At 70.2% G+C, this 19,535-nt stretch carries 16 protein-coding genes; 9 read left to right on the top strand and 7 right to left on the bottom strand.

What is annotated here, in order from left to right; translation table 11 throughout:
* Positions 1-84: 84 nt before the first annotated feature.
* From ACIHCQ_RS02515 to ACIHCQ_RS02505, 3 genes are all read left to right on the top strand, one after another.
* Complete coding sequence (locus tag ACIHCQ_RS02515; protein WP_399657012.1) at positions 85-990, top strand: NTP transferase domain-containing protein; 906 nt, start codon at positions 85-87, stop codon at positions 988-990.
* Positions 987-2,393, top strand: a complete 1,407-nt coding sequence (locus ACIHCQ_RS02510) for a molybdopterin molybdotransferase MoeA (RefSeq protein WP_399657010.1) — start codon at positions 987-989, stop codon at positions 2,391-2,393. Before ACIHCQ_RS02515 ends, ACIHCQ_RS02510 begins: the two co-directional genes overlap by 4 nt.
* Positions 2,394-2,490: 97 nt before the next feature.
* The gene (locus tag ACIHCQ_RS02505; protein WP_399657008.1) at positions 2,491-3,492 is read left to right on the top strand and encodes an NAD(P)H-quinone oxidoreductase; all 1,002 of its coding nucleotides are present in this window, start codon (positions 2,491-2,493) and stop codon (positions 3,490-3,492) included.
* A 69-nt stretch (positions 3,493-3,561) separates the two neighbouring features.
* On the opposite strand, the gene ACIHCQ_RS02500 is transcribed toward ACIHCQ_RS02505, so the two are convergent.
* The 4 genes from ACIHCQ_RS02500 to ACIHCQ_RS02485 all read right to left on the bottom strand — a co-directional run bounded on the left by ACIHCQ_RS02500 (position 3,562) and on the right by ACIHCQ_RS02485 (position 8,556).
* Positions 3,562-4,104 carry a bacterial proteasome activator family protein gene (locus ACIHCQ_RS02500; protein ID WP_399657006.1) on the bottom strand — a complete coding sequence of 181 codons (543 nt, stop codon included), beginning with the start codon at positions 4,102-4,104 and terminating at the stop codon, positions 3,562-3,564.
* 116 nt (positions 4,105-4,220) lie between these two features.
* Positions 4,221-7,067, bottom strand: a complete 2,847-nt coding sequence (locus tag ACIHCQ_RS02495; protein WP_399657004.1) for an FtsX-like permease family protein — start codon at positions 7,065-7,067, stop codon at positions 4,221-4,223.
* Positions 7,064-7,807 (bottom strand): ABC transporter ATP-binding protein, encoded by a 744-nt coding sequence (locus ACIHCQ_RS02490; protein ID WP_399657002.1) that lies wholly within the window; start codon positions 7,805-7,807, stop codon positions 7,064-7,066. Before ACIHCQ_RS02490 ends, ACIHCQ_RS02495 begins: the two co-directional genes overlap by 4 nt.
* A 107-nt stretch (positions 7,808-7,914) precedes the next feature.
* Complete coding sequence (locus ACIHCQ_RS02485; protein WP_399657000.1) at positions 7,915-8,556, bottom strand: PadR family transcriptional regulator; 642 nt, start codon at positions 8,554-8,556, stop codon at positions 7,915-7,917.
* Positions 8,557-8,797: 241 nt separating this feature from the next.
* On the opposite strand from ACIHCQ_RS02485, the gene ACIHCQ_RS02480 reads away from it, so the two are divergent.
* On the top strand, positions 8,798-9,445 hold the full coding sequence (locus tag ACIHCQ_RS02480; RefSeq protein ID WP_399656997.1) for a hypothetical protein: 648 nt from the start codon (positions 8,798-8,800) through the stop codon (positions 9,443-9,445).
* A 95-nt stretch (positions 9,446-9,540) separates the two neighbouring features.
* On the opposite strand, the gene ACIHCQ_RS02475 is transcribed toward ACIHCQ_RS02480, so the two are convergent.
* Positions 9,541-11,229, bottom strand: a complete 1,689-nt coding sequence (locus ACIHCQ_RS02475) for a protein kinase (RefSeq protein ID WP_399656995.1) — start codon at positions 11,227-11,229, stop codon at positions 9,541-9,543.
* 384 nt (positions 11,230-11,613) lie between these two features.
* Between ACIHCQ_RS02475 and ACIHCQ_RS02470 the strand changes: the two genes are divergently transcribed.
* Positions 11,614-13,179, top strand: coding sequence for a protein kinase (locus tag ACIHCQ_RS02470; RefSeq protein ID WP_399656993.1), 1,566 nt, complete (start codon positions 11,614-11,616; stop codon positions 13,177-13,179).
* A gap of 127 nt (positions 13,180-13,306) precedes the next feature.
* Here the strand turns inward: ACIHCQ_RS02470 and ACIHCQ_RS02465 are convergent, their stop codons facing one another.
* Positions 13,307-14,320, bottom strand: coding sequence for a phosphotransferase (locus tag ACIHCQ_RS02465; protein ID WP_399656991.1), 1,014 nt, complete (start codon positions 14,318-14,320; stop codon positions 13,307-13,309).
* A 460-nt stretch (positions 14,321-14,780) separates the two neighbouring features.
* Between ACIHCQ_RS02465 and pdhA the strand changes: the two genes are divergently transcribed.
* From pdhA to ACIHCQ_RS02450, 3 genes are read left to right on the top strand one after another with little or no spacing between them, the layout of a single operon-like run.
* Positions 14,781-15,968, top strand: coding sequence for a pyruvate dehydrogenase (acetyl-transferring) E1 component subunit alpha (gene pdhA, locus ACIHCQ_RS02460; RefSeq protein WP_399656989.1), 1,188 nt, complete (start codon positions 14,781-14,783; stop codon positions 15,966-15,968).
* Positions 15,969-15,970: 2 nt separating this feature from the next.
* A complete protein-coding gene (locus tag ACIHCQ_RS02455; RefSeq protein WP_399656988.1) occupies positions 15,971-16,951 on the top strand; it encodes an alpha-ketoacid dehydrogenase subunit beta in 981 nt (326 codons plus the stop codon).
* A gap of 14 nt (positions 16,952-16,965) precedes the next feature.
* Positions 16,966-18,411 (top strand): dihydrolipoamide acetyltransferase family protein, encoded by a 1,446-nt coding sequence (locus ACIHCQ_RS02450; protein ID WP_399656986.1) that lies wholly within the window; start codon positions 16,966-16,968, stop codon positions 18,409-18,411.
* 87 nt (positions 18,412-18,498) lie between these two features.
* Here ACIHCQ_RS02450 and ACIHCQ_RS02445 read toward each other — a convergent pair whose 3' ends face one another.
* Positions 18,499-18,972, bottom strand: a complete 474-nt coding sequence (locus ACIHCQ_RS02445; protein WP_399656984.1) for a rhodanese-like domain-containing protein — start codon at positions 18,970-18,972, stop codon at positions 18,499-18,501.
* Positions 18,973-19,065: 93 nt separating this feature from the next.
* On the opposite strand from ACIHCQ_RS02445, the gene ACIHCQ_RS02440 reads away from it, so the two are divergent.
* A complete protein-coding gene (locus ACIHCQ_RS02440) occupies positions 19,066-19,527 on the top strand; it encodes an Lrp/AsnC family transcriptional regulator (RefSeq protein ID WP_399656982.1) in 462 nt (153 codons plus the stop codon).
* The last annotated feature ends 8 nt before the right edge of the window (positions 19,528-19,535 follow it).

The following is a 19,535-nucleotide window of genomic DNA, read 5'->3' as shown; positions in this document are numbered from 1 at the left end:
ACGTACGCGTACACATCCGCCTACACAGGAAGAGAGATCCCCTCGGGACTCCCCGCCCGCGCGATCACGGCCCATACTTCAGGGATGACCGCGTATGACGCCATCGTGCTCGCCGGAGGCGGAGCGAAGCGGCTGGGCGGGTCCGACAAGCCCGCGGTGAGCGTGGGCGGGCGGCCCCTGCTCAACCGGGTGCTCGGAGTGTGCCGCGACGCAGGACGCACCATTGTCGTCGGGGGACGCCGGGCCACCGCGCGCCCCGTGGTCTGGGCGCGTGAGGAGCCCCCGGGCGGCGGGCCGCTGGCCGCGCTGGACGCCGGGGTGCGGCAGGTCGAGGCGCAGGCCGTCCTGGTGCTCTCGGCCGACCTGCCGTTCCTGGGGGAACGGACGGTACGGCAGCTCATCGGCGCCCTTGGCACGAGCGGGCGGGAGGCGGCTCTCCTCACCGATCCCGGTGGCCGCGACCAGCCTCTCGTCGCGGCGTACCGCACCGAACCGCTGCGCCGTGAACTCGCCCTCCTCGCCACTGAGCACGGCAGTCTGAGCGGCCTGCCGCTGCGTCTGCTGACACAGGAACTGGACCTCGCCCGGGTCGACGCGGAGCCACTGGCCTCCTTCGACTGCGACACCTGGGAGGACATCTCCGCAGCCCGGGCCCATATCAGGGAGCATGGGAACGTGCTGGACGAATGGATCACCGCAGTCAAGGACGAACTCGGTATCGAACTCGACGTCGACATCGGCGTCCTGCTCGACCTTGCCCGGGACGCGGCGCACGGCGTCGCCCGCCCCGCCGCGCCGCTCACCACCTTCCTGGTGGGCTATGCGGCGGCCACGGCGGGAGGTGGCGGCCCGGAGGCGGTCGCGGAGGCCTCCCGTAAGGCCGCCGCTCTCGCCGCACGCTGGGCCGCCGAGACCGCCGAGGCGGACCAGTCCGCCAAGGCAGGCAAGACGGACGAGGCCGCCAAGACGGATGAGGCCGACGCCGGATGACCGGTCAGGACCAAGAGCCCGACGCCGTGGACGAGGCTGTGGACGACGCCGTGAACGACGCCGTGAACGAGCCCGAGGTGGACGGCGTCGACGAAGCCCTCGCGCTCGCCGTCGACGGCCGCCGGACGCGACAGCAGCCGCCCCCCGGCACCATCCCTGCCCCTGTCCCGGCCTCCGGCACGGCCCGGCATCGCGCCACCGCATGGCCCGACGCCCGTGCTCTCGCCGCGAGCCTCGGGCGCGCCGCCCCGCCCCGTACCCGGCACGTGCCCCTCGACCAGGCCCTGGGCCAAGTGCTCGCCGAGCCGCTCACCGCGCTCTGCGATCTGCCGTCCTTCGACACCTCCGCCATGGACGGCTGGGCCGTCGCGGGCCCGGGTCCATGGAGGATCCGGGGGGACGGCTCGATCCTCGCCGGGCACGGCGACGCGCCGCCGCTGCCCGACGGCACGGCCGTACGGATTGCCACCGGCGCCCGTATCCCGCGCGAAGTCACCGCGGTGATCCGCAGCGAACATGCCCGCACCGACGCGGACAAGCGACTGCTCTACGCCGAGCGCGAGGTGGCCCCCGGCCAGGACATCCGGCCACGGGGTCAGGAGTGCCGCTCCGGCGACCAGCTCCTGCCCCCGGCGTCCCTGGTGACCCCCGCGGTCTTCGGCCTTGCCGCCGCGGCCGGCTATGACGAACTGCGCACCGTCGCCCGGCCGCGCGTCGAAATCCTCGTCCTCGGCGACGAACTGCTCAACGCCGGACTCCCCCACGACGGCCTGATTCGCGATGCGCTCGGGCCGATGGTCGGCCCCTGGCTGAGCACCCTCGGCGTCGAGGTTCTCGCCACGCGCCGGCTCGGCGACGACGCCGAAGCCCTCCACCGGGCCGTCACCACCTCCGACGCCGACCTGCTCCTGACCACGGGCGGCACGGCCGCAGGACCCGTCGACCATGTGCACCCGGTCCTGCGGAAGACGGGCGCTGAGCTGCTGGTCGACGGAGTCGCCGTACGCCCAGGCCATCCAATGCTCCTGGCCCGGCTCGACGGCGGACACGACAGATACCTGGTGGGGCTGCCCGGCAATCCCCTCGCCGCCGTCTCCGGGCTTCTCACTCTCGCCGAGCCGCTACTGCGCGCACTGGCGGGGCACCCCGCCCGCGCCCCGTACCGGATGCCTGTACGCGAGGAGGTGCACGGCCACCCCTACGACACCCGCCTTGTGCCGGTCGCCCACCGCACAGACGGGCTCCTCCCGCTCCACTACAACGGACCGGCCATGCTGCGCGGCATCGCCGCCGCCGACGCTCTCGCCGTCGTCCCGCCCGGCGGCGCACGCGCCGGTGACGAGCTGGAAGTCCTGGACCTCCCTTGGACGCCTCCAGGTGCCGGGGAAGGATGTTTCACGTGAAACATCCTGGCCATGACCCCATGACCCATGACCCCATGGCCAGGGCAACGGCCCTCAACTCCCCTCAGTAGCCTCACCCCGGAGTAGCCTCGCCGCCATGTATGCGATCACGATTCCCGAGCCCGGTGGTCCCGAGGCGCTTGTCTGGGCCGAGGTGCCCGATCCCGTACCCGGCGAGGGGGAAGTCCTCGTCGAGGTCGTGGCCAGCGCCGTGAACCGCGCCGATCTGCTCCAGCGGCAGGGTTTCTACGACCCGCCGCCCGGTGCGTCGCCGTACCCCGGGCTGGAATGCTCGGGCCGGATCGCCGCGCTGGCGCCCGGTGTGTCCGGGTGGAGCGTGGGTGACGAAGTGTGCGCGCTGCTCGCGGGCGGCGGTTACGCGGAGAAGGTCGCGGTGCCTGCGGGGCAGCTGCTGCCTGTGCCGGACGGCCTGGACCTGGCCACGGCCGCGGCACTGCCTGAGGTGACCTCGACCGTGTGGTCGAACGTATTCATGATCGCGCACTTGCGGCCGGGCGAGACCTTGCTGGTCCACGGCGGTGCGAGCGGCATCGGCACGATGGCGATCCAGCTCGCGAAGGCGGTCGGCGCGCGGGTGGCGGTCACCGCGGGCGGGCCCGAGAAGCTGGCGCGCTGTGCGGAGCTGGGCGCGGACATCCTGATCGACTACCGCGAGCAGGACTTCGTCGAGGAGATCGGCAAGGCGACGAACGGGGCGGGTGCGGACGTCATCCTCGACATCGTCGGAGCGAAGTATCTGGACCGGAATGTGCGTGCGCTCGCGGTCAACGGCCGCCTGGCCGTGATCGGCCTGCAGGGCGGCCTCAAAGGTGAGTTGAACCTGGCGACGCTGCTCGGCAAGCGTGCGGCCATCACGGCGACGTCGTTGCGCGCGCGCCCGCTCGGTGAGAAGGCGGCGATCGTCGCGGCCGTACGGGAGCATGTCTGGCCGCTGATCGGAGGCGGCCGGATCCGCCCGGTCGTGGGCCGCACGGTGCCGCTGGCGGAGGCGGCGGAGGGGCATCGGGTGCTGGAATCCGGCGCGAATGTCGGCAAGGTGCTCCTCCTCTCACCCGCGGCTGCCGCCGGACAGGCGTAAGCCCGGACCGCCAACGGCGGGCCGGGCTTCAGCAGTACGGACGTACGGGAGCCTGTACGGCTTACAGGCTTACAGGTACGGGCCGGAGCGGAGCGCGCCGTGCTGCGGTTCTTCGTCGTCCTCGTGGGAAGCGCCGGGCGGGAGGGCGCGGCGCATCTGTTCCAGTTGGGCGCGCGCCGCCATCTGCTGGGCGAACAGGGCGGTCTGGATCCCGTGGAAGAGACCCTCCAGCCAGCCCACCAATTGGGCCTGCGCAATGCGCAGTTCGGCCTCGGAGGGGATCGCCTCGTCGGTGAAGGGAAGGCTGAGGCGATCCAGCTCCTCCACCAGCTCGGGCGCGAGGCCGTCCTCCAGCTCCTTCACCGAGCTGGAGTGAATCTCCTTGAGCCGGACCCGGCTCGCCTCGTCCAGAGGGGCTGCCCTTACTTCCTCCAGCAGTTGCTTGATCATGCTGCCGATACGCATGACCTTGGCAGGCTGTTCGACCATCTCCGTCACCGGGACCTCGCGCGACTCGTCGTCAGCGTTACCGCCGCCGAGTGCCATTCCGTCCTGTCCCACGACAAGGACGTGGGGGCTCTCCTGCGACCGTTCATTCCTCGGCATCTCCATGCCGCCATTCTCTCGCACATGCTCGTCACCACACGGTGTGCCCCCGTACAAGAGTGATCCACCCTTGTACGGAGGCACAAACCCGCTGGTTACGCCTGTCAGCTCCGGCTTGCCGGTCAGATCGCCGCGCGTCGCGAGAGCGACCCGCGGGAGCGGGTGACCAGCGCCGCGAGGATCGCCGCGCCGATCGGAACCGCGATGAGCAGCGCGGCCAGCGTTCCCCAGGGCACCAGGATCGGTACGTGCGGGACTGAATTCGCGCCGCCCCAGCCCTGGTCCAACGCCTTCTGGTAGAACCCCATCTGCTCACGCCGCTCGGTGAGCCGCAGCCCGATCGCGGGCAGCACACCCGCCGCCGAGCCGAGCACCACACCCATCGCGGCCACCACACCGCACTGGAACCCGCTGAGCGTCCTGCGCACCCGCGGCGGCGCGCCCACCGCGGCGAGCGTCTTCAGATCGGCCTCGGCATCGGCCTGGGCGAGGCCCGTGGCGATACCCGCAGCACCGATGGTGATCAGCCCGGCGAAGACGGTCAGCGCCAGCAGGATGATGCTGTTCTCGCTGGTGTAGCCGTCCTCGACAGTGAGCATGATGTAGCTGCCGGTCTTGTCGAGCTCACTGTCCAGCCGCTGGCGCTGCTCGCTGCTCGGCATCTTGTCGGTGGAGTAGTACGCGCCGAGCGGGACCGTGGTCAGGCCCCCGGCCTTGGCGGCCTCAGGTGACATGATCAATCCGACGCCGTACGACTTGGGCTCACCGGCGACTTGGTGCGCGGTGAACGTCTTCGTCTCGCCCGGTATTTTCTTGCCCAGGTTCGCGGCCTCGTCGGCCGCCTCGTTGTCGGTGATCAGGAGGATGCCGACCTTTCCTCCCTTGTCGATGTAGGCCTTGTCGAACGACACGATCTGACCCTCTGCCAGGGCCTTCTCGGCGGCCGGGTCCTCGATCCCGAGGACCTTCAGCAGCTTCGCGTCGCCGATCAGCAGCTCGCCGTTCCCGTCCTTCTTGCAGCGCCAGTCGTCGGCGAGCTTGCGCCGCTCGGCCGTGGTGAACCTCTCCGCCGGGTCCTGGTCCGGTTTGGCCGGGTCGGACACCCACATCGGGCACTGGTTGGCCACCGGCACGACGACTTCGTAGCGCCCGCAGCCCTCCCCGCTGTCGTACATCGAGCAGCTGGCCTTCCCCACGGAGACCCGGTCCACATCGGCCCGTACGTCGATGGGCAGCATCTTCTGCACGGTGGCCCGCACCGCCGGGACTTCCCGCCGGCCGTCCGCCTCCAGCGTCACAGAGACCGCGCCGTGCGGCAGCGAGGCCTCGTACGCGGCCCTGCTCTGGGCGTCCTGGCTCGCGGCGTACGTTGCCACGGCGACTGTGCCCGCGACGGCGGCCAGCACCGCCGCGACAGCAGGAGCCGTACGGCCCCGGTTGCGTACCGCGTCACGCAGCGCGAGCCGCGGAGAGAGCGGCAGGATGGAGCCGATCCGGCCGAACAGCCCCACCAGGGCGGGGGTCAGCGCGACCACACCCAGTTCGGCAATGGCGCTGCCGCCCGCGACGACAATGAACTGGTCGGTCATCAGCGATCCGTAGAGCGCGATCGCGGCGCCCAGCGCCACCGCTATCAGCCCGATCACCGGCAGCACGCGGCTGCTCCTGCGTACGCCGCGACGGCCCGTGAGGCAGGCCAGCACGGTCTGCCGGGAGGAGGTGATGGCCGGCACGATCGCGGCCAGCAGGCCCGTGAGAACAGCCAGCAGCCCGATGCCGAGCAGTTCCAGCGGCCGTACATCGAAGCTGCCGAAGCGCTTGCCGAAGGACTCCTCGAGCACGGGCCGCAGCGCGAAAGTGAGGGCCACACCGAGGATCGTGCCGACCACGGCCGCGGCGACACCGATCACCAGACCGCCGGCGAGCACGATGGCGCGGATATGACGGCGGTCGCCGCCGTTGGCGCCGACCAGACCGAGCTGGCGGGCCGAGCGCCGGGCGCCGACCGCGAAGGCGGGCCCTGCCAGCAGGCAGATCTCCAGCATGGCGAGGCCGACGACGGTCCCTGCCGCCGCGAGCGCGCCGGCCTTGGCGGCCGGGCTGTCCTCGAAAGTGCCCCAGCCGTCTTGCTGGTAGAGCGGAATCTCGGATTTGGCCGGCGGGTCCAGCATGACAGCGCGTGAAACGACTATCACGCCCTTGGCGTTGGTCTCCTTGACCATGTTCCACGTGAAACCATCGCTGACGTCCACCAGATACGTGCTGGATGTCTCCGTGCCGGGCAGGTCCGCCGCTTCGAGGGCTTTGTCGAGGGGTGCGAGCAGAGCGCCCGGGAGCGCGTGGACCTGGTCGGTTTTGAGGGAGTCGGGGAGCTCGTACGCGCCGACGATTGTGTACTTCAGGTCGAGCCCGCGCGCCATGAGGGTGGAGCCCACCTTCAGCCCGCTGGTCTCCAAGAAGTGGGTGGTCGCGGCGACTTCATCGGCCTTGCGCGGAAGGTGGCCGCGGTCCACGACCATGATGCCCTTGGCCATCGGGTCCGAGGAGTTCAGCTCGCGGATTTCGGTGTTCAGCAGTCCGTGTGCGGTGTGCAGCTTGCCGGCGCCCGTCGAGTCCGTCAGGGACTTGGCGCCTGCGGGCAGGGCCTTCTTGACGTCGGTCGAGCCATCGGGCCACGGCTCGTTGTCGAAGTTCTTGACCGGGGCGTAGTTTTCGCCGTCCGGGACCTGGTGGATGGGCGTACCGCCCATGCCGGGATCGGAGACCCGGGCGTCTGCCGCCCCCAGCTTGCGCTCAAGGCTCTCCTCGGTGGAGAGCTCCGCGCTGCGCAGCGTCAGGTCCGCGGCGCTGACGCCGAGGATGGGCAGGGCGATCATCGCGAGGACGAGGAAGCTGCGTCCCTTGAAGCGCCAGGCGTCGCGGCGGGCGATCCGGATCGCGGCCACCCAGGAGTGATACCAGCTCTTCACAGTTCGGCCGCCTGGCCGGAGAGCAGCGAGTCGGCCTGGCTGCGGAGAGTCTGGTCGACGACCGCTCCGTCGCGCAGGAAGACCACCCGGTCGGCCCACGCCGCGAAGCGGGGCTCGTGGGTGACGAGAACGCCCGCCGCCCCGGCGTCGCAGCGCGCGCGCAGCAGGGCGAGTACGGACTCGCCGGTCTCGGAGTCGAGGGCGCCGGTCGGCTCGTCGGCCAGTACGAGACGGCGATCGCCGACCAGGGCGCGCGCGATGGCGACGCGCTGCTGCTGGCCGCCCGACATCTCGTCGGGGAAGCGGTCGGCGAGCTGACCGAGGTCCATCTCCTCCAGCGAGGCGACCGCCTCGGCATGGGCCTTGCGCGCGGACATGCCGTCGAGTTCACGGGGCAGGGCGACGTTCTCGGCGGCGGTGAGGGCCGGTATGAGGTTGTAGTCCTGGAAGACGTAGCCGATGCTGCGGCGGCGCAGGGCGGCGAGCGTCTTGCGGTCCGCGGTGGTGATGTCGGTGTTCTCGACGATCACCCGTCCCGAGGTGGGGATGTCGAGCCCGCCCGCGATGGTGAGCAGCGTGGACTTTCCGGAGCCCGACGGGCCCATGACGGCGACGAGTTCGCCGGGGAAGACATCGAGGTTGATGCCGCGCAGGGCATGTACCTCGGTGGCGCCACTGCCGTGGACACGGGTCAGTTCCTGGAGTTGCAGCACGGGCTGCTGTGACGGGCGGTCGGACATGGGAAGGGTCCCCCTTGAGCGGATGGGTGTGCATGCGTGTGTACGTACGAGCGGACGTACGGAGGTGGGGAAGTACGAAGTACGGCGAGGTCGGCGGGAAGCCGGGGCTACGCAGTGGACGTGGATGTGGACGTGGACGTAGGTCGCGCCGGGGCTGCCGGGACCGCGGGGGCCGTCGGCGGCCCGGCGGCTGCCCGCCCGGCCGCGTTCGCGAGGCGGATGAGCCGCACCTCGCAGTGGTCGAGCCAGCGCGCCTCGGCCTCGGTCTGGAAGATCAGCTGCTCCAGGACCAGCAGCCAGGCCACGTCGTCCCGCTCCTGTGAACCTCCGCTTTCGATGGCGGCCAGGGCCTGCGCCTTGAGCCGGGTGTAGTCCTGCATCGCCTTCACGGTGTGGTGGCGCTGCGACTGGATGACGGCACGGATGTCCACGCCGGTCGCGCCGACCGCCATGGCGAGCTTGATGGCCAGTTCGTCACGGGGCGGGCTGCTGCGGTCCACCGGCGTCTCGAACCAGGTCTTCAGCTCCGCGTGCCCGGCCTCGGTGATGATGTACAGCGCGTGACCGGCCTCGTCCTCGCCGCTCTGGGCGACCATGCCGTCGCGCTCCAGGCGGTTGAGGGTCGTATAGACCTGGCCGACGTTCAGCGGCCAGGTGGCACCGGTGCGCGACTCGAACTCGGTACGGAGCTGAGAACCGTATCGAGGGCCGTGCTCCAGGAGGGCGAGAAGCCCGTGGCGAATGGACATACTCAGTATGTATACCGGGTATGCCGGTGACGGCAACCATCGATAGACGGAGCGCGCGGGTCCGTCTTGAGGGGGACGGCCGGATCAACGGCGCCGCAGCCGGATCCCCAGGAAGCCGATTCCGAGCCCCATGAGCATGATTCCGGCCCCCAGCGACAGCGGGGAGATCTGGTGTCTGATGGCCTCGGGGATGGCCTGCGGTGCCTGCTGACGTGCGGCGGCGGGCGCGCTGTGGGTCTGGGTGGGCGCCGGAAGGATCTCGACCTCCTCCAGTTCCTCATCCCTTTTTTGCGTCTCCTCCGGCTGGTCCGTCTGGAGTCCCTCGTCCTCCGTAGGAGGGGGCTTCGGCTCGGACCGTCGCGTACGGGAGGGAGCGGCCGAATCGGCGGCAGACCCGGAATCGGACGCGGAAGGGGACGCGGAGGAGGCGGCGGAGGAGGCGGCGGCGGAGGGCGCGGACGCCGAGACAGAGGCCGAGACAGAGGCCGAGACAGAGGCCGAGACAGAGGCCGGGGCCGAGGCCGAGGCGGAAGGGGACGCCGAGGCGGAAGAGGGGGCTGCGGTGGATGGCGTAGGGCCGGGACTCGTCGCCTCGGACCGGCTCGGGCCCGGGCTGCGGCTCGGGCTGCGGCTCGGGACGGTGTCCTGGCTTTGGCTCTGGCTTTCGCCGGCGCTCGGAGCCGTACTCGCCGGTGACCGTCCGGGCCGCGGACGGCCCTCACCGGCCTGCCGCCCCGCGAGTGACTCCGCGGCGCTGGGTCTGACCACCGGAGTGGGGTCGGGCGCCGCGGACCCCGTGCCCGCGGCGTATGCGCGGGGCGTGGCCAGCAGCAGGAGCGGCGCGACCGTGATCGCGCACTGTGTGCGGAGCCTTGGAGTCACCGGGTGACCCCCTCCCGTGCCGAGCTGCCGAGATACCGGACTCAGCGTCACATGTCGTGACGCATCCGGCATCTCGGGCGAAGGCAGGGGAGGTACGGAGGGTTACGCCGGCTTGCCGGTGGAGACCGTGAGCTCGAACTCCTGGCTCTTCGGCACGACGGGCTGGCCCTGACCGGGGTACTGAGTGACCACGGCGTCCTGCGGGTACTGAGGGTTGTCCACTTCCACCACCTTCCAGGTCCAGCCCGCCGCCCGCAGGCAGTCCTTGACCGAGATGAGGTCCTTGTAGAGCAGGTCGGGCGCCTGGACCTTTGCCGGGTCCGTGCCGTCCTCCAAGGCATCCGTGCACTTCGTGGGGTCGATCGTCCGGCTCCGGTCCGGGCCCTTGGCTCCTTCGGCCTGCGCCGACTCGCTCGCCGTCGGGTCGTCGGTGCCGGTGTTGTCGCTCGGGTCTTCCTTGTTCATGGAGAGCGCAACGATCAGGCCGCCGATCGCCAGCAGCGCCACCACGATCGCGCCCACGATGACCGGCATGTTCCGCCTGCCGCCACCGCCACCGCCACCGCTCGGAGCCTGCTGCGGCGCGATGGTGTACGGAGGCGGCGTCGAGGACACCGGGGCAGGCGCCTGGTAGCCCGACGACGGCGAGGCCGTCTGCGGGTACCCGTAATGCGAATGCGGCGCCGGTGCCGGAGTCGCGGCAGGAGCCGGAGCAGGAGCCGGAGTCGGCGGGCCGTACGGACTCGGGGTCGGCGGACCGTACGGAGTGGGCTGATACGGCGTCTGCACGCCCTGCACGCCCTGCGGTGCCTGACCCGACTGGTCCAGCGGCGGGAACACCGCGGCGGCGACCCCCGCCCCGCTCGTCGAGGGCGCGCCACCGATGATCACAGGCGCGCCCGTCTGCCCCGCGCTCGCCACCCGCGCGCACTCGTCGCGCATCGCGGCGGCGGACGGGAAACGTTCGTTCGGGTTCTTCTTCAGCGCCCGCGCGACCAGCGCGTCCATCGCCTGCGTGACGGAGCGGTTGACCGAGGACGGCGCGACCGGCTCTTCCTGTACATGGGCGTACGCGATCGCCAGCGCCGAATCCGCGTCGAACGGGATCCGCCCCGTCAGCAGCTGGAAGAGCATGATGCCGACCGAGTACAGGTCGGACCGCGCGTCGACACCGCGTCCCAGCGCCTGCTCCGGCGACAGATACTGCGGCGTGCCGACGACCATGCCGGTCTGCGTCATCGAGGTGACGCCCGACTGCATGGCGCGCGCGATGCCGAAGTCCATCACCTTGACGACGCCGCGCTTGGTCATCATCACATTGCCGGGCTTGATGTCCCGGTGGACCAGGCCCATTTCATGGCTGGTCTCCAGCGCGGCCAGTACATCGGCCGTCACCTTCAGCGCCTTGTCGGCGGGCATCGCGCCGTACCGCTGAATGTCCGCCTGCAGTACGGAGCCCAGCGGCTGGCCCTCGACGTACTCCATGACGATGTACGGCATCATCGAGCCGTCCAGCTCGTCCTCGCCGGTGTCGAAGACCGACACGATGTTGGGGTGCGACAGCTTGGCGACTGCCTGCGCCTCGCGCCGGAACCGCTCGCGGAACGACTGCTCGCGCCCCAGCTCCGTATGCAGCGTCTTGATGGCGACCTGCCGGTCCAGCGCGGAGTCGTACGCCAGATAGACGGAGGCCATGCCGCCCTCACCGAGCAGGTCGCGGAGCCGATACCGGCCGCCCGCTACGGAACCCCCCGCATAGCGACCCTGTGCGCCTGCGCCGTCCTGGCTCATGACTGTGCTCCCCCTCGGCGCGCTGATCCGCGATCCGCGATCCGCTGAACCGTGATCTGTTTACGTGATCTGTTTACTCGTGTAGTCGTGTACCGGTGAGCCATGCGCACTCGTGATCCGTATTACGGGGCAAGTCTGCCCGAGGGGTCCGACACGTCAAGCCAGGTGCCCGTTCCGTGACCGTACGCACAAGAAGCGTCTCGGAAGCGTTACAGGAAACCCACGGAATTTGCATAGCCTCACGGCCTGGGGCTTTGATGGTCGGTCCAGCTCTGCGCAGCCCCGCCTCGCGAAGCCTGTAGCGTGACGTGGCACAGCACCCCGAGGATGACAGCTACCCCGCACGCGCAGTAGGCAAGCGGACAGATACGACGGCGAGGACTGATGGCACCCGAATCCGAAGCAGGCGGCGGCGGAGGGCCGGATGCGGCGGACTCCTGGGGCGTAGACGGTCTGGTCGGCGACGGCCGCTACCGCATGACGCACCGTCTCGGCCGAGGTGGCATGGCCGAGGTGTTCGCGGCGGAGGATGTACGGCTCGGCCGCACCGTCGCCATCAAGCTGCTCCGCTCGGACCTCGCCGAGGACCCGGTCTCCAAGGCGCGTTTCACGCGCGAGGCGCAGTCCGTCGCGGGCCTCAACCACCATGCGGTGGTGGCGGTGTACGACTCCGGCGAGGACGTCGTGGGCGGCCAGACCGTCCCGTACATCGTGATGGAGCTGGTCGAGGGCCGCACCATCCGCGAACTGCTGCTCAGCGCCGAGGCCCCGCCGCCCGAGCAGGCGCTCATCATCGTCTCCGGCGTGCTCGAAGCGCTCGCGTACTCCCATCAGCACGGCATCGTGCACCGTGACATCAAGCCCGCGAACGTCATCATCACGCACTCCGGCGCGGTGAAGGTGATGGACTTCGGCATCGCGCGCGCCCTGCACGGTGCGCAGTCGACGATGACTCAGACCGGCATGGTCATGGGTACGCCGCAGTACCTCTCCCCGGAGCAGGCGCTGGGCAAGGCTGTCGACCACCGTTCCGATCTGTACGCCACGGGCTGTCTGCTCTACGAACTGCTGGCGCTGCGGCCCCCGTTCACCGGTGAGACCCCCCTCTCGGTGGTCTACCAGCACGTCCAGGACATCCCGTTGCCGCCGTCAGAGGCCTCGGACGCGGTGCCGCCGGAGCTCGACGGACTGGTCATGCGCTCGCTCGCGAAGGACCCGGACGACCGGTTCCAGAGCGCCGAGGAGATGCGCGGTCTGGTCCAGTTCGCGCTGCAGATGCTCCAGCAGCAGGGGAGCCACACCGGCACCTGGAACACCGGGCCGGTCGGGATGCACGACGGCACCCCGGCGATGGGGATGACCGCGCCGACGGCGACGGGCCGCCCCGCGCACCCCACGCACGGGGAGACTTCGCAGAGCCCGATACTGCCGCCGATGAACCCCGACGACGGCGGGTACGGCGGCTACGGCAGTGGCCGGGGCGGCGGCCCCGGCGGGCGCGGCGGTCAGGGCGGGAAGGGCAGCGGTCGCGGGAAGGTGGTGCTGTTCGTCGTGCTCGCGGTGGTCGCGATCGTCGCGGGCATCGCCTTCGCGCTGGACAGGGCGAACCAGGACAGCGGCACCAAGAAGGACGAGAAGCCGGTCACCCAGTCGTCGACGACGCAGGAGACCTCGCCGACTCCGACCCCGGAGGAGTCCGAGGAGGAGTCCGAGGAGCCGCCCCCCTCGAAAGAAACCGAGGAGTCGTACTACACGCCCTCGTACACGCCGTCGTTCTCGGCGAGCCGTTCGCAGACGCCGTCGGACGATCCCTCACCGACCATCTCAGAGCCGAGCGACAACTCTTCGGAGCCGTCGGGCGATCCGACGCCCACCGAGTCACCGGACGACCCGGGGGGCGGCGGTACATCGGGCAGCCCGGACGTACCGGGGGGCACCGGCAACCGCTGACCTGCCTCATCCGGTCAGACCTCATCAGTCAGACCTCATCCGGACAGGGCCTCATCCGGACAGGGCCTCATCCGGTCAGACCTCATCAGTCAGACCTCATCCCGTGAGGCCGCATCCGAGCAAGGCCTCACCCCGTGAAGGCCTCGCGCACCGCCTCGTACTCCCGTGTCCACCACACCGCCAGGGCCGACGCCGCAGGAAACTGCGGGTCGGCCCTCCGGTCGCGGAGCTGGTAGCGCCAGCGCAGTATCCAGAAGTCGTTGAGCCGCTCCCACCACACCCGGTGCACCGCCGCCGCCAGCTCCGCCGCGTCCGCCCCGGCCGCCCGCCGGTAGGCGCGCGCGTACGCCCGTACCTTCGGCAGCTCCAGCTCCCCGACAGGCTGTACGAAGAAGATCGCCGCCGCCCGTACCGCCTCCTCGGCGCGCGGCTGCACCCCGAGCCGGTCCCAGTCGACGATCGCGGCGGGCTCGGCTCCCCGGTAGAGCAGATTCAGCGGGTGGAAGTCGCCGTGCACCCAGCCGCCCGCGGACGCCGGCGGCGGCTGCGGCCTGCGGTCGGCGTGGCGCTCCAGCAGCGCCCGCCGCTCAAGGAGCCGGTGCTCGGCCAGCACGTCGAAGGCGGCCCGGGGCCGGGCCCCGCGCGCCAGGCCCACCAGCTCGTCGATGAGCGCGCAGGTCTCCCGGGGGTCGGCGCTCTCGTACTCCCGCCGCTCGGTGGCGTCCACCTCCATGACCCGCTCCAGGCAGGTGTGTACGAGCCCCAGGAGCGAGCCGAGCCGCCGCGACTGGGCGGCCGTCAGCTGCGCCCCGTCGCGGTGCAGTCCGTCCACCCAGGGGTGCAGGGCGTAACACCGTCCGCCGATCACCGCGACCGTGTCGCCGTACGCGTCCTCGACGGGCGGCGCGACCGGTACGCCGAGTGTCTGGAGCCGCTGCGTGGCGCGGTGCTGCCGGGCGATGGCCTCGTGGTCGCCGTCGAGGTGATGCTTGAGGAAGTAGGCGCCGCGGGTGGTGGCGAGCCGGTAGCCGCGGTTGAGAAGGCCCTGAGTGACGGGCTCGCAGGAGAGCGGTTCGCCGGTGTTCCGGTAGCGGCTGAGTAGTGGACCTACGGGCGGGGCAGTTGCAGATGAGCGCGGCACGCGCCAGATGTTAGATCACGCAGCGTGGCGAATTGACGCCACTTCGAGTTCGTTCAGCTATGTGAACCACCATGAACCCGGAACCTTACGGTCCGCCAACCCCAATACGACGACTTTTCCTACTGCTCCGGACAAAAGGGCGCGCTGACACATTCACTCTTCCCGCACCCAGGGTCGGCGGGATAACGTGCCCGTGTTCCGGCGGCCCGCGGGGCTGTGACCAGTGGTTGTTCCCCTATTTCTCGTTTTACTTGGAAATCCAAGCAAAATTGCAGGTCAAATGGGGTTACGCAGTAATGCGCACCACTGGGTAACGTGCCTTTGGCAGGCACTCGCCGGGGCACCTGTCACGCCTGATCCCGGCCGAGTCGTACCCACCCCGTGCGCGGGTATCGGGACAGGCGAGCCGCAACTGGCTCTCCGGCGAACCCGGGGGCCGGACAGACGGAGGAGCACGCACGTGACCGTGGAGAGCACTGCCGCGCGCCAGCCGCGACGCAGCAGCAAGCGCGTGAGCGCCGCGAAAAAGTCGCAGACCGCGCAGACCGCGCAGGGCCCGCAGAGCGACGCCGAGCCCCAGCTCGTACAGCTGCTGACGCCCGAGGGTGAGCGCGTCGCCCATCCCGAGTACGAGAGCTACGTTTCCGACATCACCCCGGACGACCTGCGCGGCCTCTACCGCGACATGGTCCTGACCCGCCGCTTCGACGCCGAGGCCACCGCCCTTCAGCGGCAGGGCGAGCTCGGACTGTGGGCGTCGCTGCTGGGCCAGGAGGCGGCGCAGATCGGCTCCGGCCGCGCGCTCCGCGACGACGACTACGTCTTCCCGACGTACCGCGAGCACGGCGTCGCCTGGTGCCGCGGCGTCGACCCGACGAACCTGCTCGGCATGTTCCGCGGCGTGAACCACGGTGGCTGGGACCCGAAGACCAACAACTTCCACCTCTACACGATCGTCATCGGCTCGCAGACGCTGCACGCCACCGGTTACGCGATGGGCGTGGCCAAGGACGGCGCCGACTCCGCGGTCATCGCCTACTTCGGCGACGGCGCGTCCAGCCAGGGCGATGTCGCCGAAGCGTTTACCTTCGCGGCGGTCTACAACGCCCCCGTGGTGTTCTTCTGCCAGAACAACCAGTGGGCGATTTCCGAGCCGACGGAGCGGCAGACCCGCGTGCCGCTGTACCAGCGCGCGCAGGGTTTCGGCTTCCCGGGCGTCCGGGTGGACGGCAATGACGTACTGGCCTGCCTGGCCGTGACCCGCTCCGCGCTGGAGCGGGCCCGCAGGGGCGAGGGCCCGACCCTGGTGGAGGCGTTCACCTACCGGATGGGCGCGCACACCACCTCGGACGATCCGACGAAGTACCGGCACGACGACGAGCGGGTGGCGTGGGAGGCGAAGGACCCGATCCTGCGGCTCCGCAGGCACCTGGAGAACCAGGGCCACGCCGACGAGGCGTTCTTCAGCGAGCTGGAGACGGAGAGCGACGGGCTGGCCAAGCGGGTGCGGGAAGCGGTGCGAGCGATGCCCGACCCGGACCATATGGCCATCTTCGAGAATGTCTACGCCGACGGGCACGCGCTCGTCGATGAGGAGCGGGCGCAGTTCGCCGCGTACCAGGCGTCCTTCGCCGAGGAGGGCAACTAGCCATGGCCGTAGAGAAGCTTCCCCTCGCGAAAGCGCTCAACAACTCGCTGCGCAAAGCGCTCGAAACCGACCCCAAGGTCCTGATCATGGGCGAGGACGTCGGCAAGCTCGGCGGCGTCTTCCGCGTGACGGACGGGCTGCAGAAGGACTTCGGCGAGGACCGGATCATTGACACCCCGCTCGCCGAGTCGGGGATCGTCGGTACGGCGATCGGGCTGGCCCTGCGCGGGTACCGGCCGGTCGTGGAGATCCAGTTCGACGGGTTCGTCTTCCCGGCGTACGACCAGATCGTCACGCAGCTCGCGAAGATGCACGCGCGGGCGCTGGGCAAGATCAAGATGCCGGTCGTCATCCGCATTCCGTACGGCGGCGGGATCGGCGCGGTGGAGCACCACAGCGAGTCCCCCGAGGCGCTCTTCGCGCATGTCGCGGGGCTGAAGGTGGTCTCGCCGTCCAACTCCTCCGACGGTTACTGGATGCTTCAGCAGGCCATCCAGAGCGACGACCCGGTCATCTTCTTCGAGCCGAAGCGGCGTTACTGGGACAAGGGCGAGGTCGATACCGAGGCCATCCCGGGCCCGCTGCACAAGGCCCGCGTCAGCCGGGCGGGCTCCGACATCACGCTCGCCGCGTACGGTCCGATGGTGAAGGTCTGCGTCGAGGCGGCGGCCGCCGCGGCCGAGGAGGGCAAATCGGTGGAGGTCCTGGACCTGCGCTCGATCTCGCCGATGGACTTCGACACCGTGCAGGCGTCGGTGGAGAAGACGGGGCGGCTCGTGGTGGTCCACGAGGCGCCGGTCTTCTACGGCTCCGGCGCGGAGATCGCCGCTCGCATCACGGAGCGGTGCTTCTATCAGCTGGAGGCTCCGGTGCTGAGGGTGGGCGGGTTCCACTCGCCGTACCCGCCGGCCCGGCTCGAAGAGGAGTACCTCCCGGGACTTGACCGGGTGCTTGACGCTGTCGACCGCTCGCTCGCGTACTGAGGAGTCCCGTGAACATGACTGCTTCTACGCGGTTTCGTGAGTTCAAGATGCCCGATGTGGGCGAGGGACTCACGGAGGCCGAGATCCTCAAGTGGTACGTCAAACCTGGCGACAGGGTGACGGACGGCCAGGTGGTGTGCGAGGTGGAGACGGCGAAGGCGGCCGTCGAGCTGCCGATTCCGTACGACGGAGTGGTGCACGAGCTGCGCTTCGAAGAGGGCACGACGGTCGACGTCGGCATGTCGATCATCATGGTCGACGTGGCCCCGGACGGGGCGGCCGCACCTGAGGCCTCCAAGGCCCCCGAGACCCCCGCCGCATCCGCCGCATCCGTCGCGGAGCCTCAGATGCCCGCCGAGGAGGCCAAGCCGAAGGGCCGCCAGCCGGTGCTTGTCGGCTACGGCGTCTCCGAGGCGTCCACCAAGCGCCGTGCCCGCAAGCCTGCCGCCGGGAAGGCCCCTGCCGGGCAGTCCGTTCCGGCCCAGCCGACGGGATCGCCGCAGGCCGCCGCGGCGGCGCTGCAGACCGAGCTCAACGGCCGCGGCGGTGGCGTGGTCACGGCTCCGCGCCCGCTCGCCAAGCCCCCGGTCCGTAAGCTCGCCAAGGACCTGGGCGTCGACCTGGCGACGGTCACCCCGACCGGGCCCGACGGCATCATCACCCGGGAGGACGTCTACGCGGCGGCTGCCCCGGCACCGGCGCCCGCGCCCGTACAGCCAGAACCCGCAGTCGAAGCGCCCGCGCCGGTCACCGCCGGTGCGCGGGAGACCCGTATCCCCATCAAGGGCGTACGGAAGGCCACCGCCGCGGCGATGATCGGCAGCGCGTTCACCGCGCCGCATGTCACGGAGTTCATCACGGTCGACGTGACGCGGACGATGAAGCTGGTCGAGGAGCTGAAGTCCGACAAGGACATGGCGGGGCTGCGGGTCAACCCGCTGCTGCTGGTCGCCAAGGCCCTGCTGGTCGCCATCAAGCGCAACCCGCAGGTCAACGCCAGTTGGGACGAGGCGAATCAGGAGATCGTGGTCAAGCACTACGTCAACCTGGGCATCGCCGCGGCCACCCCGCGCGGTCTGATCGTCCCGAACATCAGGGACGCGCACGCCAAGACCCTGCCGGAACTGGCGCGGTCCCTCGGTGAGCTGGTCGCCACGGCCCGCGAGGGCAGAACGACCCCTGCGGCGATGCAGGGCGGCACGGTGACGATCACGAACGTCGGCGTCTTCGGCGTCGACACCGGCACGCCGATCCTCAACCCGGGCGAGTCGGCGATCCTGGCGGTCGGCGCGATCAAACTCCAGCCGTGGGTCCACAAGGGCAAGGTCAAGCCCCGCCAGGTCACCACGCTGGCGCTCTCCTTCGACCACCGCCTGGTCGACGGAGAGCTGGGCTCCAGGGTGCTGGCGGACACCGCCGCGATCCTGGAACAGCCCAAGCGCCTGATGACCTGGGCCTGACCGACCCGACACACCAAGAGGGCCCCACCGCGAATGCTGAAACCAAGCATCCGCGGCGGGGCCCTGTTGTCCGTCGTTGTCCGTCGCTCAGCAGGCGCAGGTGACCGAGCCGATCGGTGACGTCAGCGGGTCCACCGGACGCTGTTCGGTGCCGGTCGCCGTCTCGACCGGGAAACCCTCGCGGATCCAGTACTCGATGCCGCCGATCATTTCCTTGACGCGGTAGCCCAGCTGGGCAAACGCGAGCGCCGCGCGGGTCGCTCCGTCGCAGCCGGGTCCCCAGCAGTACGTAATGACCGTGACCGCCGGGTCCAGCAGGGTCGCCGCGCGGGCGGCGATATCCGGTGTCGGCAGGTGCAGTGCCCCCGGGACGTGGCCCTGCTGCCAGCCCTCGGCACCCCGCGAGTCGACCAGGACGAAGCCCAGGTCACCGGAGTCCAGGGACGCGCGGACATCGGAAACGTCCGCCTGGAAGGTCAGGCGGCCGGTGAAGAACGCAACGGCATCGGCCGGGGCAGCGGGCGGCACGCGAAGCGCCGCGCTGGAGTGAGTGGTCGTCATGGCCATAACGCTAGGGCGCGAAGGCGAGCCCCTGAACTGACGATCGCCTACAAATAGCTTGATCCGCCGGTGATCCCCCGGTATTCATCTCCCATGACCACTCATTCCACGGACGACATCGATATGCGCATCCTGGAGGCCCTCCAACACGACGGACGCGCCACCTACGCCGAACTGGCCCGCACCATCTCCATGTCTCCCAGCGCCCTCACCGAACGCGTGCGCCGCCTTGAGGAACGAGGCGTGATCACCGGCTACGCAGCCGTCGTCGACCCCGAACGCCTCGGCCTGGACATCCTCGCCTTCGTCCGGCTCCGCTATCCGACCAGCAACTACAAGCCCTTCCATGACCTCGTCGCCGCGACCCCGGAGATCATCGAGGCACACCATGTGACCGGCGAGGACTGCTTCATCCTGAAGGTCGTCGCCCGCTCGATGCGGCACCTGGAGCAGACCGCGGGGCGCATCGCCGGGCTCGGCTCCCTCACCACCACCGTCGTCTACTCCAGCAGCCTCAAGAACCGCGCGATCACCGCCGCCGCGCTCACCGACTGACGGCTGAT

The sequence above is a fragment of the Streptomyces sp. NPDC052236 genome (assembly GCF_044548015.1).
Lineage (GTDB): Bacteria > Actinomycetota > Actinomycetes > Streptomycetales > Streptomycetaceae > Streptomyces.
This window is presented reverse-complemented; position numbering and strand designations above follow the sequence as displayed.